General features: G+C 70.7%; 12 protein-coding genes. 8 read left to right on the top strand and 4 right to left on the bottom strand.

From position 1 onward, the window contains the following. Nucleotides 1-111 precede the first annotated feature (111 nt). The 5 genes from ACZ7DE_RS12720 (at nucleotide 112) to ACZ7DE_RS12700 (ending at nucleotide 7836) form a co-directional block, all read left to right on the top strand. Nucleotides 112-1365 carry an ROK family transcriptional regulator gene (locus tag ACZ7DE_RS12720; protein WP_470760323.1) on the top strand — a complete coding sequence of 418 codons (1254 nt, stop codon included), beginning with the start codon at nucleotides 112-114 and terminating at the stop codon, nucleotides 1363-1365. A gap of 416 nt (nucleotides 1366-1781) precedes the next feature. Beyond that, nucleotides 1782-3038 carry an ABC transporter substrate-binding protein gene (locus ACZ7DE_RS12715; RefSeq protein ID WP_470760321.1) on the top strand — a complete coding sequence of 419 codons (1257 nt, stop codon included), beginning with the start codon at nucleotides 1782-1784 and terminating at the stop codon, nucleotides 3036-3038. Between the two features lie 20 nt (nucleotides 3039-3058). After that, the gene (locus tag ACZ7DE_RS12710; protein WP_470760319.1) at nucleotides 3059-4024 is read left to right on the top strand and encodes a carbohydrate ABC transporter permease; all 966 of its coding nucleotides are present in this window, start codon (nucleotides 3059-3061) and stop codon (nucleotides 4022-4024) included. An 8-nt stretch (nucleotides 4025-4032) separates the two neighbouring features. Further along, nucleotides 4033-4914: a carbohydrate ABC transporter permease gene (locus tag ACZ7DE_RS12705; RefSeq protein ID WP_470761072.1), complete on the top strand. Its 882-nt coding sequence runs from the start codon at nucleotides 4033-4035 to the stop codon at nucleotides 4912-4914. A 12-nt stretch (nucleotides 4915-4926) separates the two neighbouring features. Continuing rightward, the gene (locus tag ACZ7DE_RS12700) at nucleotides 4927-7836 is read left to right on the top strand and encodes a glycoside hydrolase family 2 TIM barrel-domain containing protein (protein WP_470760317.1); all 2910 of its coding nucleotides are present in this window, start codon (nucleotides 4927-4929) and stop codon (nucleotides 7834-7836) included. Nucleotides 7837-8027: 191 nt separating this feature from the next. Here ACZ7DE_RS12700 and ACZ7DE_RS12695 read toward each other — a convergent pair whose 3' ends face one another. Continuing rightward, nucleotides 8028-8714: a TetR/AcrR family transcriptional regulator gene (locus tag ACZ7DE_RS12695; protein ID WP_470760315.1), complete on the bottom strand. Its 687-nt coding sequence runs from the start codon at nucleotides 8712-8714 to the stop codon at nucleotides 8028-8030. A gap of 129 nt (nucleotides 8715-8843) precedes the next feature. On the opposite strand from ACZ7DE_RS12695, the gene ACZ7DE_RS12690 reads away from it, so the two are divergent. The 3 genes from ACZ7DE_RS12690 (at nucleotide 8844) to ACZ7DE_RS12680 (ending at nucleotide 11699) form a co-directional block, all read left to right on the top strand. Further along, the gene (locus ACZ7DE_RS12690; protein ID WP_470760313.1) at nucleotides 8844-9515 is read left to right on the top strand and encodes an NADPH-dependent FMN reductase; all 672 of its coding nucleotides are present in this window, start codon (nucleotides 8844-8846) and stop codon (nucleotides 9513-9515) included. Nucleotides 9516-9526: 11 nt separating this feature from the next. Then, nucleotides 9527-10960: a DHA2 family efflux MFS transporter permease subunit gene (locus tag ACZ7DE_RS12685; RefSeq protein ID WP_470760311.1), complete on the top strand. Its 1434-nt coding sequence runs from the start codon at nucleotides 9527-9529 to the stop codon at nucleotides 10958-10960. Nucleotides 10961-11102: 142 nt separating this feature from the next. Then, nucleotides 11103-11699, top strand: coding sequence for a TetR/AcrR family transcriptional regulator (locus ACZ7DE_RS12680; RefSeq protein WP_470760310.1), 597 nt, complete (start codon nucleotides 11103-11105; stop codon nucleotides 11697-11699). A 162-nt stretch (nucleotides 11700-11861) separates the two neighbouring features. Here ACZ7DE_RS12680 and ACZ7DE_RS12675 read toward each other — a convergent pair whose 3' ends face one another. The 3 genes from ACZ7DE_RS12675 to ACZ7DE_RS12665 form a co-directional block, all read right to left on the bottom strand. Further along, nucleotides 11862-12233 carry a VOC family protein gene (locus ACZ7DE_RS12675; RefSeq protein ID WP_470760308.1) on the bottom strand — a complete coding sequence of 124 codons (372 nt, stop codon included), beginning with the start codon at nucleotides 12231-12233 and terminating at the stop codon, nucleotides 11862-11864. A 135-nt stretch (nucleotides 12234-12368) separates the two neighbouring features. Continuing rightward, entirely contained in the window at nucleotides 12369-14126 is a 1758-nt protein-coding gene (locus tag ACZ7DE_RS12670; RefSeq protein ID WP_470760306.1) for a DUF2264 domain-containing protein, read from the bottom strand. An 89-nt stretch (nucleotides 14127-14215) separates the two neighbouring features. Continuing rightward, entirely contained in the window at nucleotides 14216-15259 is a 1044-nt protein-coding gene (locus ACZ7DE_RS12665) for a rhamnogalacturonan acetylesterase (protein WP_470760304.1), read from the bottom strand. Nucleotides 15260-15405 lie beyond the last annotated feature (146 nt).

Below are 15405 nucleotides of genomic sequence, written 5' to 3'. Positions count from 1 at the left end.
AACCCCTTGTCGAACCCTGCGGCACCCCATAACCTGGCGCGGCGCCGGTGCCGTCGCCGTGTGGGCCCGCCCGGCATGCACGGGGACGGAAGGGATGAGGGGACACGTTCCATGAAGCGCGGCACATCACGTGACATCCGCACCGCGAACCGCTACGAAGTGCTGCGCCAGATCATCGCCGCCTCGCCCACCTCCCGGCAGGAGCTCGCCGCCGCGACCGGTCTCTCGCTCGCGACCGTCGCCACACTGGTCGGCGAGCTGCTGGACCTCCGCATGATCACGGAGGTCGGGTTCGAGGATTCGGCGGGCGGCCGCCCCCGGGGCCTCGTGGCCGTCAACGCGTCGGGGGGCGCGTTGATCGGTGTGGACATCGCGGAGACGTACGTCCACGTCGAGCTCTTCGACCTCGCGCTGAACGTGCTGGCGCGCGCCGAGGAGAACATGCGGCCCGGCGAGAGCCGCCCGGAGCAAGTGGTGGGCCATGTCGCCACGGCCGCCGGTTCCGTGGTCGCGCAGGCCGGGGTCGAGGCGGCCCGGGTGCTCGGCGTCGGGGTCAGCGTGCCGGGGCAGGTCGACCGCGCCACCGGCGTCTCCGAGTACGCGCCCAACTGGGACTGGCACGACGTGCCGTTGCTCGACCTGCTCTCCGAACACATCGCGTATCCGCTGTACTTGGACAACCCGCTGCGCGCCGGGGCGGTCGCGGAGCTGTGGTTCGGGGCGGCGCGGGGACACGGGGACGCCGTGGTGGTCAATCTGGGGACCGGCGTCGGCGCCGGACTGGTGCTCGGCGGCGGACTGCACCGGGGGGTCAGCAACAGCGCCGGCGAATGGGGTCACACCACGCTCGTGCTCGACGGCCGGCTGTGCCGGTGCGGCAACCACGGCTGTGTGGAGACATACGTCGGCGCGCCCGGCATCATGCAGAACCTGCGTGAACTGAGCCCGCGGAGCCCGTTGTTGCACCCCGAGGACCAGACGGCCACCATCGACGCGCTGGCCGTCGCGGTCGCGGCGAACGAACCGGTGGCCGTCAAGGTCGTCCGCGACACCGCCCGTTACCTCGGCGCCGGCATCGCCAACCTGATCAACGTGCTGAACCCCGAGGTGGTCGTGTTGAGCAGCTGGGTCGCAGCCCGGCTCGGCGAGCCGCTCCTGGCGGAGGTGCGCGAGGCCGTGGCGCGGCACGCGCTGAAGCGGCCGCTGGCCGCCAGCCGGATCGTCCTCAGCCCCATCCCCACCGACCCGGCCTGTCTGGGCGCGGCCACCTTCGCACTGGAAGGGGCGCTGCAGTCGGTCGGGCAGAGGACCGTCGCACGCACCGCCTCCGCGAGCGTGCGCAGTCGTACGACGCCGTCCGCGTGAACCGGTTAGCCGGGTTGCGTTCCCGTCGTCCGCACGACGCCCCGAGGGCGGTGGTGACACGCGCCGACGGACAGGGCGGGTCCGTCCGGGCTCACGAGGCCCTGTCCGTGCGGCAGTTCGCCCGGAACCGGCGTCGCCCCTGAACCGAGGGCCGCCGGCCCTGACACCGGCGGCCCTCATCTCCCTTTGGCCGCACCGTCGTTGCCCCTTCGCCGAAACTCTCCGCATCTCCCTCCGGAACCCGGTCCGTTCGCCATCCCGAACCGATCGCAACGCTTCGAACAGACTTCGTCCAACCCCTTGCCGAAGCCTTAGTCGAAGGTTAACGTCCCGCACCGCAACGCCATTCGAGCCACCTGGCGCTTGAGCCGTTGAGCCGCAGCCGTACTCGAGACAAGGACGTCACCATGTCGGCAATGAGCAACAGCAACTGGTCCCGCCGCTCGCTCTTCCGCGCCGCCGCGGGCATGGCCGCGGCCGGCACGCTCGCCGCCTGCGGCAGCAACAACGGCCGGAGCGGAGGGGCCGGTTCGGGCGTCAACCTGACGCAGTTCTTCCACGCGTACGGCGAGCAGGGCACCGAACAGGCCATCAAGAAGTACGCGAAGGCCTACGACAAGGCCCACGTGACCACGCAGTGGATCACCAGCGCCGACTTCGAGAGCAAGCTCTTCGCCACGCTGCTCACGAAGAGCGCGCCCGACCTGTTCGAGTTCCACCCGCAGATCCAGCTGGTCAGGAGCGGTCAGGTGGCGGACCTGACCGACATCATCACGCCGGTCAAGGACGACTTCAACCCGGCCGACATCAAGTCGCACACGGTGGACGGCAAGATCTACGGCGTCCGCATGATCGACGACCCCCAGTTCTTCTTCTACCGCAAGTCGATGCTGGAGAAGGCCAAGGTCGACGTACCGACCACGCTCGACGAACTGGCGGAGGCCGCCGCCAAGCTCACCACCGGCAAGGTCAAGGGCCTGTACATGGGCGACGACCTGCACAGCGTCATCGACACGATGATCTGGTCGGCCGGCGCGGACCACCTCAACGAGAAGAACGAGATCGCCTACCACACGGACGGCGTCATCGAGGGCATCAAGAAGATGCGCAAGCTGTTCACCAGCGGCAACCTTCTCCTCGGAGCGCCGACCGCGTCCTGGGACCCCTCCTCGCTCAACCAGGGCCTGTGCGCCATCCAGTTCTGCGGCATGTGGGCGATGCCGGCCATCCAGAAGGCGCTCGGCGACGACTGGGGCGTCTTCCCCTTCCCGAAGACCATCGACTCCGGCAAGCAGTCGGTCTACAACGGCGGTTGGTCGATGTTCGTCAACGCCAAGGGCAAGAACGTCGAGGCCGCCACGGAGTACGTCAAGTGGCTGTGGATCGACCAGAAGAAGTACCAGGAGGAGTGGGCCACCTCCTTCGGCTTCCACATTCCGCCGCGCACCTCGATCGCGCAGACGGCCACCAAGCTCAAGTCCGGCAACGCCGCTGAGGGCGTCCGGCTCTTCAACGAGTTCGGGCACTTCGACAACATCGGCTGGACCCAGGCCATGCGCACCTCCCTCGAGGACGTCTTCGCCAACAGCGTCCGCAAGGACATGGACCCGGAGGCCGCGCTCGACAAGGCCGACACGGCCGTCAACCGCGAGCTCAAGAAGCTGTTCGGATAGGCCGCGGGACGGATCACGCCATGTCGACGACCAAGACGCGCGACCTCGCGCGCCCCACCCCGGCACAGGCCTCATGGGCCAAGCCGCGGCGAGGTCTGCGGGGCAGCCCCACCTTCAACTTCTGGCTGTTCACCGGGCCGTTCCTGATCGGTCTGGCGATCTTCGTCTACGCCCCGATCCTGTGGAGCATCTGGCTCAGCTTCTTCGAGGCCCGCTTCACCGTGACGCCCGACAAGTTCGTCGGCTTCGAGAACTACACCTACATGCTGACGAACGACGACTTCGTCGGCTCCCTCATCACCTTCACCGTGTTCGCCGCGTTCATCGTGCCCACCACGTGGGCGCTGTCGCTGGGCCTGGCCCTGCTGGTGAACAGGCTGCGGTTCATGCGGGCGTTCTTCCGTTCGGTCTTCTTCCTGCCGACCGCGTGCAGCTACGTCGCCGCCGCGCTGATCTGGAAGATGTCCATCTTCAGCGGGGTCCGCTTCGGCCTCATGAACACGGTGCTCGGCTGGTTCGGGATCGAGAACATCGCCTGGCTGGTCGACCCCGACCCGCCCTGGTACTGGCTCGTCATCGTCACGGCACGGCTGTGGCTGCAGTCCGGTTTCTACATGATCCTGTTCCTGGCGGCGCTGCAGAACATCCCCGGCGAACTCTACGAGGCCGCCGCCCTCGACGGCGCCAAGCCGGGCTGGCAGACGTTCCGTCACATCACGTTGCCGCAGCTGCGTGCCACGTCCACCGCGGTGATCCTGCTGCTGCTCATCGCCGCGTACCAGGCCTTCGACGAGTTCTTCAACCTCCTGTCGAAGACCACCTGGGGTCGTCCGCCCCTGGTGGAGCTGTACTACAAGGCCCTCGGCGAGAGCCAGGACTACGGCGCCGGCAGCGCGGGCGCGGTCATCCTGACGGTGCTGATCTGCGCCGTGACCCTGCTCCAGGGCAAGTTCCTGGGCTTCGGAAGAGGGGAGGAGTCCAAGTGACCACCACGATGCCCGAGGCACGCGACACCGCGCCGCCGTCGGACATGCCCCGCCGCGAGAGCCGCGGCGGCGTCATGAACTCCACCGGCCTCTACATCGCCGCCGGGATCGCCGGATTCTTCTTCCTGGTCCCGTTCTACCTGCTGATCCGCAACGCCCTCTCCACCGACGCCGAAATCACCGGGGAGAACTGGAAGTTCTTCCCCACCGACATCCAGTGGGGCAACGTCAGTGAGCTGTTCACCGACGAGACGGTCCCCTTCGGCCAGTCCCTGTGGAACTCGGCGGTGGTGGCGACCCTGCACACCGTCGGCGTCCTCCTGGTGTGCTCCCTCGCCGGCTACGGCCTCGCCCGCATCCCGTACCGGCACGCCAACAAGGTCTTCTACGCCGTCCTGGGCACGCTGATGGTTCCGACGGCGGTCACCTTCGTCCCGAGCTTCGTGCTGGTGTCGTCGCTCGGCTGGGTGGACACCTACCGGGGTCTGATCATCCCGGGCCTGTTCAGTGGTTTCACCTGCTTCCTGTTCCGGCAGTACTTCCTGGGGTTCCCCAAGGAGCTGGAGGAGGCGGCGCGCGTGGACGGACTGGGCTACTGGGGCGCGTACTGGCGCATCGTGGTGCCCAACTCGCTGAACTTCTTCGCGGCGATGGCGACCATCACCTTCATCAACGGCTGGAACTCCTTCCTGTGGCCGCTGGTCATCGGCCAGGACCCGGGCTCGTGGACCGTCCAGGTCGCGCTCTCCAACTACATGACCAACCAGACCGTCGTCTTCCATCTGATCTTCATGGCCACCGCCTTTTCCATCCTGCCCCTGGTGTTCGTGTTCCTCTTCCTCCAGCGCTGGCTGGTCCAGGGGATCGCGCAGACCGGCATCAAGGGCTGACCTAGGAGACCGATGTCCTTTCGCACCTCCCCCTCGCCCGGTTCCGCCCGAGCGGGGGGACCGCCGTCCGCCGACTACGTCGAGAGCGTCTCGCCGGGCGCCGGAGCGCTGCCACCGCGCGCCTGGTACGCCTCCTCGGACGCGAAGTCCGTCTCGCTCAACGGGCGTTGGCGGCTGCGTGTGTCGGCGACGGCCGACGCCGAGGACGACGCGTTCGCCGAGGAGGGCTACGACGCCGGGGACTGGGCCGAGGTCACGGTCCCCGGGCACTGGGTGCTGCAGGGCGACGGGGCTTTCGGCTCGCCCGTCTACACCAACCACCTCTACCCCTTTCCGGTCGACCCGCCCCGGGTGCCGACCGAGAACCCGACCGGCGACCACCTGAGGGTCTTCGACCTCCCCGAGGGGTGGCCCGACGTCTCCGAAGGCGGTTTCGTCCTCCGTTTCGACGGCGTCGAGTCGTGCGCCAGGGTCTGGCTGAACGGCACGGACATCGGCGAGTTCAAGGGCTCGCGTCTCGCGCACGAGTTCGCGGTCGGGCATCTGCTCCGGCCGACCGGGAACGTCCTCGCGGTCCGGGTCCACCAGTGGTCGGCGGGCTCGTACCTGGAGGACCAGGACCAGTGGTGGCTGCCGGGCATCTTCCGCGACGTGACGTTGCTGCACCGTCCGGCGGGCAGTGCGCTGGACTTCTTCGTGCACGCCTCCTACGACCACGTCACGGGCGAGGGCGCCCTGCGCGTCGACTCCGACGTCGACGGGCGGGTGACCGTGCCCGCCCTGGACATCGATGTCGCCACCGGGGAGACGGTCGCCGTCCCCGTGCGGCCGTGGACGGCGGAGACGCCGACGCTGTACGACGGGGAGCTGGTGACGGAGGGCGAGCGGGTGCCCCTGCGCATCGGTTTCCGCACCGTCGAGCTGGCGGACGGCCTGGTCAAGGTCAACGGCCGGCCGATCCTCTTCAAGGGCGTCAACCGGCACGAGTGGCATCCCGAGACGGGCCGCGCCCTCGACCTGGAGACGATGCGCGAGGACGTGCTGCTGATGAAGCGGCACAACGTCAACGCCGTCCGCACCTCGCACTACCCGCCGCACCCGGCCTTCCTCGACCTGTGCGACGAGTACGGACTGTGGGTGATCGACGAGTGCGACCTGGAGACCCACGGATTCGTCGAGCAGGACTGGCGGGACAACCCGGTCGACGACGACCGCTGGACGCCCGCCCTCCTCGACCGCGCCGCCCGCATGGTCGAGAGGGACAAGAACCACCCGTCGATCGTCATGTGGTCCCTCGGCAACGAGGCCGGCACCGGGCGCGGTCTGACCGCGATGGCCGAGTGGATCCACGCGCGCGACGCCTCGCGCCTCGTGCACTACGAAGGCGACGTCGACTGCCGTGACACGGACGTCTACTCCCGCATGTACGCCTCCCACGAGGAGGTGGAGCGGACGGGACGGGGCCTGGACGGCGGCACGCTCAGGCGACGCGAACTCCCCTTCATCCTGTGCGAGTACGCGCACGCCATGGGCAACGGCCCCGGCGGGCTCGCGGACTACCAGCGGCTCTTCGAGGAGCACGACCGGCTCCAGGGCGCCTTCGTCTGGGAGTGGATCGACCACGGCGTCAAGCACCCCGAGCTGGGCTACGCCTACGGCGGCGACTTCGGCGAGGAACTGCACGACGGGAACTTCGTCTGCGACGGCCTGGTCTTTCCCGACCGCACTCCCTCCCCCGGCCTCGTCGAGTTCAAGAAGGTGATCGAGCCGGTCGCCCTCGACGGCTGCGGCGACGGAACGGTCCGGATCACCAACAAGCAGGATTTCGCCGGTCTTTCGGGGCTGGCCTTCACCTGGGCGTTCCAGGTGGACGGCGAGACCGTCGGGTCCGGCGATCTCGCCGTGCCGGCGCTCGAGGCGGGCGAGTCGGCCGACGTGAAGCTGCCGGAGCCGCCGGCCGGCGCCCCGGCCGGTGCGGAGACGCGGTGGACCGTCCAGGCCGTCCTGGCCGAGGACACCGCCTGGGCGCCCGCGGGCCATGTCGTGTCCTGGGGACAAGTTCCCCTGTCGGCGCGGGCGTTGCCGACCGTGCGCGCCTCCGCCGGGCCGGTCGTCGGCGACCGGCTCATCACCCTGGGCCCGGCGTCCTTCGACGCCCGCACGGGCGAGCTGAGGTCCGTCGGCTCGGTGGAGGTGACCGGGCTGCGCCTGGACGTGTGGCGGGCGACCACCGACAACGACGACGGCGCGTCCTGGCAGTCGGACGTCCGGTACGGCGCTCTGTGGCGCAGGCTGGGCCTGCACCGGATGCGGCACCGGCTGGACGCGGTCGAGGTCGGCGACGACGCGCTGACGGTACGGACCCGGGTGGCCGCCGCCGGATGGGAGCCGGGGCTGTCGACGGCCTACAGGTGGACCTCGGACGGCGACCGTGTCCGGCTGACCGTGTCGGTGTCCCCCGAGGGCGACTGGACGGTGCCGCTCCCCCGTCTCGGCGTCCGGTTCGGGCTGTCCGAGGCCGACCGGGTGACGTGGTTCGGCGGCGGGCCCGGCGAGGCGTATCCGGACAGCAGGTCGGCGGCGGCGATCGGCCGCTGGCAGTCGACGGTGGACGCCATGCAGACCCCGTACGTCCGTCCGCAGGAGAACGGCGCTCGTGCCGACGTCCGCTGGGCGGAGCTCGGCGGGCTGCGCGTCGAGGGCGACCCCGAGTTCTGGTTCACCGCACGACGCTGGACGAGCGAGCAGCTGGACGCCGCCGCCCACCGCACCGACCTGACCCCGGGCGAGACGGTGTGGGTCAACCTCGACCACGGTCAGCACGGCCTCGGCTCCCAGTCCTGCGGCCCGGGCCCGCTGCCGCGGTACTTCCTGAACCCGGCGCCCGCGACGTTCTCGTTCGTGTTCACGGCGACCGACTGACCGGTCCAGGTCGATCGACGGACCGTCGATGTGATCGGGACTGCGCCACGGCGATGACCGCTCCCGCGGCCGACCGGCCCCCGCCGGCCGGCCGCGCCTCCCTTCGCACGCCGGGCCGGAACGCCGTTCCGCCGTCCCCGGGTCGCCGTGTCCCGCACCGCGCCATCCCGGACAGGCCTGTGCCGACTCGGTCAGCCGGCCCGGTACGCCCGGAGAAACGCGGCGACACCGCCCGTCATCAGGCGCTCGGTCTCCTCCTTCGGCAGGGGCAGGACCCCGTAGTGGGACTGCTGGGTGATCGAGTAGGAGACCAGAGCCATGAAGTGCGCTGCCGCGAGCGCCGCGTCACCGTGCACATCGAGCAGTCCGGCGGCGGCCAGTTGCTGCAGCGCCTCGGCGAGGGCGCGGCCGACGGGGCCCGGCCCCGCGTCGCGCCATGCGTCGAGCACCTCCGGGGGGACGTGGTCCGCCTCGGCATGGATGTGACGGACCAGGGCGAAGTGGTTGGGGTAGTCCGCCATGAGACCGACGAAGCCGCGGGCGAGGGCGACGAGGTCGCGCTCCAGGTCCTGCGGACGGGGCGGCCGCTCGGGGTCCAACACGGCCCGCAGGCGGGCGAGCTGCGCATCCTTGACCTCACCGGACGTCCAGGTGACGACGGCGCCGAAGAGCTGCGCCTTCCCGCCGGGGAAGTGGTTGTACAGGGTGCGCGTCGAGACGCCGGCTTCGGCCGCGAGCGCGTCCACGGAGGCGCGCGCGTACCCCTCGCGGCCGAAGACCGCGCAGGCCGCGCCCGCGATCGCCATCTGCTTCTCCAGCTTGCGCGGGGAGACCGTGCGTCGCGCCTCTTCGACCCAGCTCTCGTTGGTGCTGACCACCCTCGACTCCTCACGAATTACAACGAGCGTTGCACTTTTTACAACGCACGTTGTAGTTTACCTGTCGCGAGGCCGCACCGCGCGGCTGCACCTCCCCGTAAGGGGCGCGAGGAGATCAGGGGGACACCCATGCCCGTCACCGACACACCCGCCGTCGGCGAATCCGCAGTGGCCGCATCGACCGCAGCAGCCACAGCAGCCGCAGTCGAGCACGACGCACCGCTGCGCGTGGCCGTCGTCGTCGGCAGCGTCCGCGAGGGACGTCAGGGCCGTGCCGTCGCCGACTGGTTCCTGGACACCGCCGCCGACCACGAGGGTCTGGAACTGGAGGTCATCGACCTGGCCGACATCGACCTGCCGCTGGTCATGCCCGGCTGGGGCGGCACGCCGAGCCCCGAGACGGCGAGCGTGCTCGAGGACGTCTCACCGCGCCTGGCCGCGGCGGACGCGTTCGTGGTCGTCACACCCGAGTACAACCACAGCTTCCCGGCCGCGCTCAAGAACTTCATCGACTGGCACCATCCGCAGTGGCAGGCCAAGCCGGTCGGCTTCGTCTCCTACGGCGGGCTCGCGGGCGGGATCCGAGCCGTCGAGCAACTGCGTCTGGTGTTCGCCGAGTTGCACGCCACGACCGTGCGTGATGCCGTGAGTCTGCACGGCCCCTGGTCAGGGCTCGGGGAGGACGGGACACCGCGCGACGCGGGCGTCTGCACGGGAGCAGCCAAGGGGATGCTCGGCCAACTCTCCTGGTGGGGACGCACGTTGCGGGCCGCCCGCGCGGTCCGCCCCTACCAGGGCTGAGGGCCGGCGCGATGACCTCAACCCGGGCCGGCGGACCGCACGACGCAGGCGACGTCGAAGCGGCGCCGGACCCGCCCGGCTCCTCCGCACCGGCCACGCTCACGCACATCCTCGTCGTCGTCATCATCGGTTCGGTGATGTCGGTTCTGGACATCACGATCGTCAACGTCGCCCTCGGCAGCCTCTCCCGAGCGTTCGAGTCCCCGCTGGAGACGGTCCAGTGGACCGCCACGGCCTACACGTTGGCGCTGGCCGCCGTCATTCCCACCACCGCCTGGGCCATGGCCCGATTCGGCGCCAGGCGGACCTATCTCACCGCGCTCACGCTGTTCACCCTCGGCTCGCTGCTCGCCGCGTGCGCCTGGGACATCGGCAGTCTCATCGTCTTCCGCGCGATCCAGGGGCTCGGCGGCGGGCTGCTCATGCCCGTCGGCATGGCGATGGCGATGACCGCGGCGGACCGGGAGCGTCTCGGCCGAACGGTGGCGTTGCTCGGGCTCCCGGTCCTGATCGGCCCGGTGGCCGGCCCGGTGCTCGGCGGCTGGCTGATGGACGCCGCTTCCTGGCGGTGGGTCTTCCTCGTCAACCTGCCGGTGGGGGTGCTCGCCGTGGCACTCGCCGCGCGGCTGCGCCCCGACGCGCCGCGGGGAACGGCAGCGGTCCCCAGGCTGGACGTCCCCGGCCTGCTGATGCTCTCCCCGGGTCTCGCGCTCCTGCTGTTCGGTCTGGCGCGCGGCGGCGCGCGAGGCGATTTCGCCGAACCGGGCGTCCTCGCGCCGACCCTGACCGGAGCGCTGTTGGCGGTCACCTTCGCCCGCCGGTCCCTGAGGGTGCCTCAACCACTGTTGGAACTGCGCCTGCTGGAAAACCGGACCTTCGCCGTCGCCATCGGCACACTGGCTCTCTTCACCTGCGGCTACTTCGGATCCATGCTCCTGGGGCCGGTGTACTGGCAGCAGGCGAGGGGCTGGAGCGCGACGTCGACGGGGCTGCTCGGCGTCCCGGTCGGACTCGCCGTCGGCACGACCATGCAGATGGCCGCCCGCAGGGTCGACAGGACGTCGCCGCGACGGCTGATCCGGACCGGCATCGCGGTGGGCGCCCTCGGCATGGCCCTGACGGGTGTGCAGATCGGCACGGAGGACGTGCCGGCCTGGCGGCTGACCTGCGCGACCGTGGTGATGGGCGTCGGCGCCGGGATGGTGTTGTTGCCGACGATGACGGCCGCCACCCGTGACCTGCCGAGGGAGCGCATCGCAGCGGCGAGCACCGCCCTCGCCATCAACTCCCAGGTGTGCGCGTCGGCGGGCACCGCGCTCATCTCCGTGGTGCTGGGCGCGGCCGGACCGGGCCCGTCGGGATTCCGCATCGCCTACCTCGCCGCGGCGTCCTTACTGGCCCTGGCGCTGATCCCGGCGACGGGTCTGCCGGGGCGGCGAAGCTGAGGAGAGGCCTCCTGGGGCGTCGGGTGGGACGGTGCGCGGGTCACCGCACCTCCGGCGCCCCTCCGACCGTCCGCTTCTGCCACCTGCGAAGCCTTAGGATCCTGGCTGAACCCTCGCCTCCCAGTGCGCAAGGCGGTCCCTCATGCCACGAGTCGGCCTCACCACCGACCGCCTCGTCGAAGCCGCCGCCGAGCTGGCCGACGAGGTCGGTTTCGAGAACGTCAGCATCTCGGCCCTGGCGCGGCGCTTCGGCGTCAAGGACGCGAGTCTGTACTCGCACGTCCGCAACCTGCGGGAACTGCGCACCCGGCTCGCGCTGCTCGTCGGGGGAGAGATGATCGACCGGATCGCCGCAGCCGTCGTCGGACTGGCCGGCAAGGACGCGCTGGTCGCCTTCGCCGGGGCCTACCGGGAATACGCCCTGCGGCACCCGGGCCGGTACGCCGCCACCCAGATCCGTATCGACGAGAAACTCGACCGGCAACTGACCGCCGACTCCCCCGCCATGCGTCGCACCGGCGAGATCACCTACGGGATGCTCCGCGCCTACGGCCTGGACGAACCCGACCTCACCGACGCCGTCCGCCTGCTGCGCAGCACCTTTCACGGGTACTGCCTGCTGGAGGCCGGCGGCGGCTTCGGCGCACCGCGGGATGTTCAGCGGTCATGGGACAAGGCGATCGAGGCCCTGCACCTGGCGCTGACCCACTGGCCACGGGAGGAACGCCCCGGGAGCTGATGCCGCATCAGGCGCATTGCGGCGCAACGAGATCGGTTACTGGTCGGAGCGGCTCACATCGAAGTGCTCATGAATCCCCAGCTTCAGTCGTCCTCGCCTGGCACGGTGACGGTAGCGGCACCCGGCTCGACGGGCGGTGAGCGTACGGGAGTTGCCGCCGCCTCATCCAGCGGCCCGCTCCCCCGCACTGCGCTCGACGCAGAACTCGTTCCCCTCCGGATCGGCGAGGACCGCCCACCCCGTGCCGTCGGGCCTGCGGCGGTCGTCGACGAGTGTGGCGCCGAGGGCGAGCAGGCGCTCGACCTCCTCATCGCGGGTACGGTCCTGCGGCTGGAGGTCGAGGTGGATCCGGTTCCTCTGCCTCTTGGCCTCCGGGACCGTGACGAAGAGCAGACCCGCGCCCTCGATCAGCGCCTCCTCGTCCCCCGGCTTGTCGTCCTCGTGGAGAGGCAGGCCGAGCACCGCGGACCAGAAGGCGCCGAGGGTGTAGGCGTCCACACTGTTGATCGTCACATGACGGATGGCAGAAGTCATGCGTGGATTGTTGTGGACGCCGGTTACGCGCTGCAACCGGGTAATCGCCTCGCTGTGGCCACCCGCACCACGGGTGTCCGAGCAGGCGCGGCCGGCCGACCGGCTCCGCCGCAGTCCGGACCTACGCGACGCGGCTCACCGCGGCTCCACCGACCAGGCGGGCGTTCCGGTTCCCTCGCCCGAAGCCGTGCTGCGGAAACAGAAGTGCTGCTCCGAGCCCGTCGGCCAGCGGACGCTCAGGTCGTATGCGCCGTGCGCGTCGTCGGCAGCCGTCCTTCGCACCTCCACGGACACCAGGTCCGCAAGGGGCAGGGGGTCAGGCTCGGCGGTGAGGCGGGCCAGCGCGACGAAGAGCGTCGCGGGGCCTTCTCCCACCGCGCCCACTAGCCGGGAAGCGCCCGCCAGGCCGTACACGGGCAGCACCTCGGCCCGGGCCTCCCCGTCCTCGCCCGGCGCCCAACCGGTGACGTGCACCTCCGTCCCCGGCGCCGCGTCGGTCACCAGATGGGCTCGCACCTCCACCGCGCCGTCCGCCACCACCAGGCTGGTGACCCCGGCGCCGGAGGTCAGCGCATGCCGGGAGGCCGCCCAGCCCTCGCCGACCCCGAGCGGGGCGATGCCCTCGCGGTGCGGATCGCCGCCGACCGTGACGGAGTTGTCCGGCGGCGAGGCCCGCGGCCGCGTGACCGTCGAATAGGCGAACCGCGTGTAGTGGGGGTCGTAGCGGACGTCCTCGCTGCCGTGGTTGTGCAAGCGGACCAGGCCGTCCGAACTCGTCGACTGGACCAACCAGTTGGGGCCGGCGAGCGGGGTGACCGCGTTGGCCCGTTCCGCCGGTCCCGCCTCCTCCCGTGCCGTCCACACCTCGTGGTCCGGCGGGAGCAGCAGGCCGAGGAAGCCCTTGCTCGCCCAGTAGGGGGAGGCAGGTCCGGAGTAGCCCTGCAGAACGGACTCGTCGGGACCGTGCCAGCCGAGCGTCAACAGGCCGCGTTCGTCGACCGCGTCCCGCTCCAGGAAGTACTTCAACGCTCCTGAGGCCAGTCGGCGGGTCTCGCCGGGGGGCAGCGGGGTGTGGCCGGTCAGCGCGCCCAGCCAGAGGGGTGCGGTGGTCGCGAAGCGGTACGTGAGGGAGCGGCCCTGGTGCAGGGGTGCTCCGTCGCCGCCGAACAGGCGGGCGTAGTCGCCGAGATGGGTCCTGAGACGGCCGCCGTAGAGGCCGAGCAGGTCGGGGTCGTCGGCCAGCCAGGCGTGCAGAACCGGGTAGAGGTGCATCGCCCAGCCGTTGTAGTAGTCGAAGGCCCGTCCGGCGCCGTCGGTGTACCAGCCGTCGCCGACGTACCACTGCTCGATGCGCTCCAGGCCGCGGTCGATCGCCTTGCGGGAGGCCTCCGGCTCGTGGCCGACTGCCTCCAGGAAACCGCCCACCGTGACCGGGAACAGCTCCCAGTTGCAGGGCCAGGGCTCGGCGGTCAGCGCCTCGCCGAGCCAGGCCGCCGTACGCTGCCTGACGCGGTCGTCGAGGCGGTCCCAGAGCAGCGGGCGGGTCAGGCGCAGTGCCAGGGCGATCGATGCGGCCTCGACGAGGGGCTGGCTCCGGTCCTGGATACGGGGCCAGACTCCGCAGACGCCTGCCGCGAGACCGGCTGCATACCGTTCGAGGGCCGTCTCGTCGCGGCGGAAGGCTGCCAGCAGAAACGTCCGGGCGTATCCCTCCAGTCCGTCGGAGAGACGACCGGACCAGCTCTCCCGACCGCCGGGGAAGTGGTACAGAGCGCGGTCCTCGGTGGCATGGGCCTCCACCGCGGCGAGCAGGGTGTCGGCGGCCGCTTCCCAGTGGGCGCGGGTGTATCCGGTACGCGGACTGCGTGCGGCATCGGGCGGGGGCAGGTGCATCTGCGCTTCTTTCCTTCGCGGCCCGATCGGAGCCTGGGGACGGCTGGACCTGGGGGCGTCCCGGTTCCGGTCGAGGCGCCCCCAGGCGTTCATCCCACCCGCACGGCGCCCTTCGGCACCAGATGCCGGGCGGTGAGTTCGTCGCGGACCAGGCCCGCGTAGACCCTCGCGCCGTGCACGGAGGTGTGCGTGTTGTCGCGCTTCTCGTTGTACAGGTAGAGCGCCTTGGAGCCCTCGACGCCCAAGGACTCCACCAGCGCCTTGGTCCTGGCGGTGAGGTCGATCAGCGGGACGCCGTGCGCGGCGGCGACCGAACGGATCACCGCCGGATGGTCGACGCCAAGTCCGTTGACCAGCAGGGCCATTCCGTTGTTCAGCGTGCCGTCGGCGTTGAACCAGCGGCGCACGATGGGGGTCACCAGGACCGGCTGCCCGCCCTTCTCCCTCACACCCGCCACCAGTGTCTCGAGATTCGCCCGGTACGTCGCCTCGTCGGTCGTCTTGTCGTTGTGCGCGAGCTGGACGAGGACGAGGTCGCCGGGACGGATCAACGGCTGAACCGTGGCCCACAGCTGCGGGTTCCCCAGATAGGTGACCGTACTCTCGCCGGAATCGGCGTAGTTGGCGACGGCGACGCCCTTGCGCAGGTACTGCGGCAGCTGCTGGCCCCAGCCGGTGTACGGGTCGGCGGCCTGGTCGCAGACGGTGGAGTCACCCACGAGAAGGATCTGCCGGGCGTGCCGGGCGGGGGTGACCCGGATGTCGGCGAGCGCCGGCGCCGAACCGCCGAGCACCAGATCCAGGCCGGGAGTTCCGGCGGCGCCCGTCGGCTCGCCCTCGGGGGTGCGGACGTCGACCGTGAAGCCGCGGGTGACGCGCGCGCCGGCGGGGGCGGACGTCTCGGGCAGCACGGCGCGCCGGGTCTCCGCGCTGACGCTGGTGCTCGAGGGGCCGTCGCCGCCGAGGACGACCTTCACGTCGTAGACGCCGGGTGGAACGTCGAAGTGGCAGGCGTCGGCCGTGCAGCCGGCGATGCCGAGGGGCGCCCGGCCGCCGTGGGCGGCCGCGGGTACGGCCGGCACACCGGCGGTCAGGGTCAGCGCCGCCAGTACGGCGATGTTGAAACGTCTCACTTGCGGCTCCTCCGTCACGGCAACAGGCTGGCGGCTGGACGGTACCGCCTCTCGCAAGCGCTTTCTAGCCCTTGGCTCGATTTCCCGGGATTGCCGACCTCGTGCGAGTGAAAGCCCTTTCGCGAAATCGATTCAACTGTCACCCT

The sequence above is a fragment of the Streptomyces sp. NPDC037083 genome, assembly GCF_055606485.1.
This window is presented reverse-complemented; position numbering and strand designations above follow the sequence as displayed.

Coding starts and splice junctions, on each gene's coding strand:
- ACZ7DE_RS12720 (WP_470760323.1), top strand. CDS start 112: ATGAAGCGCGGCACATCACGTGACATCCGCACCGCGAACCGCTACGAA.
- ACZ7DE_RS12715 (WP_470760321.1), top strand. CDS start 1,782: ATGAGCAACAGCAACTGGTCCCGCCGCTCGCTCTTCCGCGCCGCCGCG.
- ACZ7DE_RS12710 (WP_470760319.1), top strand. CDS start 3,059: ATGTCGACGACCAAGACGCGCGACCTCGCGCGCCCCACCCCGGCACAG.
- ACZ7DE_RS12705 (WP_470761072.1), top strand. CDS start 4,033: ATGCCCGAGGCACGCGACACCGCGCCGCCGTCGGACATGCCCCGCCGC.
- ACZ7DE_RS12700 (WP_470760317.1), top strand. CDS start 4,927: ATGTCCTTTCGCACCTCCCCCTCGCCCGGTTCCGCCCGAGCGGGGGGA.
- ACZ7DE_RS12690 (WP_470760313.1), top strand. CDS start 8,844: ATGCCCGTCACCGACACACCCGCCGTCGGCGAATCCGCAGTGGCCGCA.
- ACZ7DE_RS12685 (WP_470760311.1), top strand. CDS start 9,527: ATGACCTCAACCCGGGCCGGCGGACCGCACGACGCAGGCGACGTCGAA.
- ACZ7DE_RS12680 (WP_470760310.1), top strand. CDS start 11,103: ATGCCACGAGTCGGCCTCACCACCGACCGCCTCGTCGAAGCCGCCGCC.
- ACZ7DE_RS12675 (WP_470760308.1), bottom strand. CDS start 12,233: ATGACTTCTGCCATCCGTCATGTGACGATCAACAGTGTGGACGCCTAC.
- ACZ7DE_RS12670 (WP_470760306.1), bottom strand. CDS start 14,126: ATGCACCTGCCCCCGCCCGATGCCGCACGCAGTCCGCGTACCGGATAC.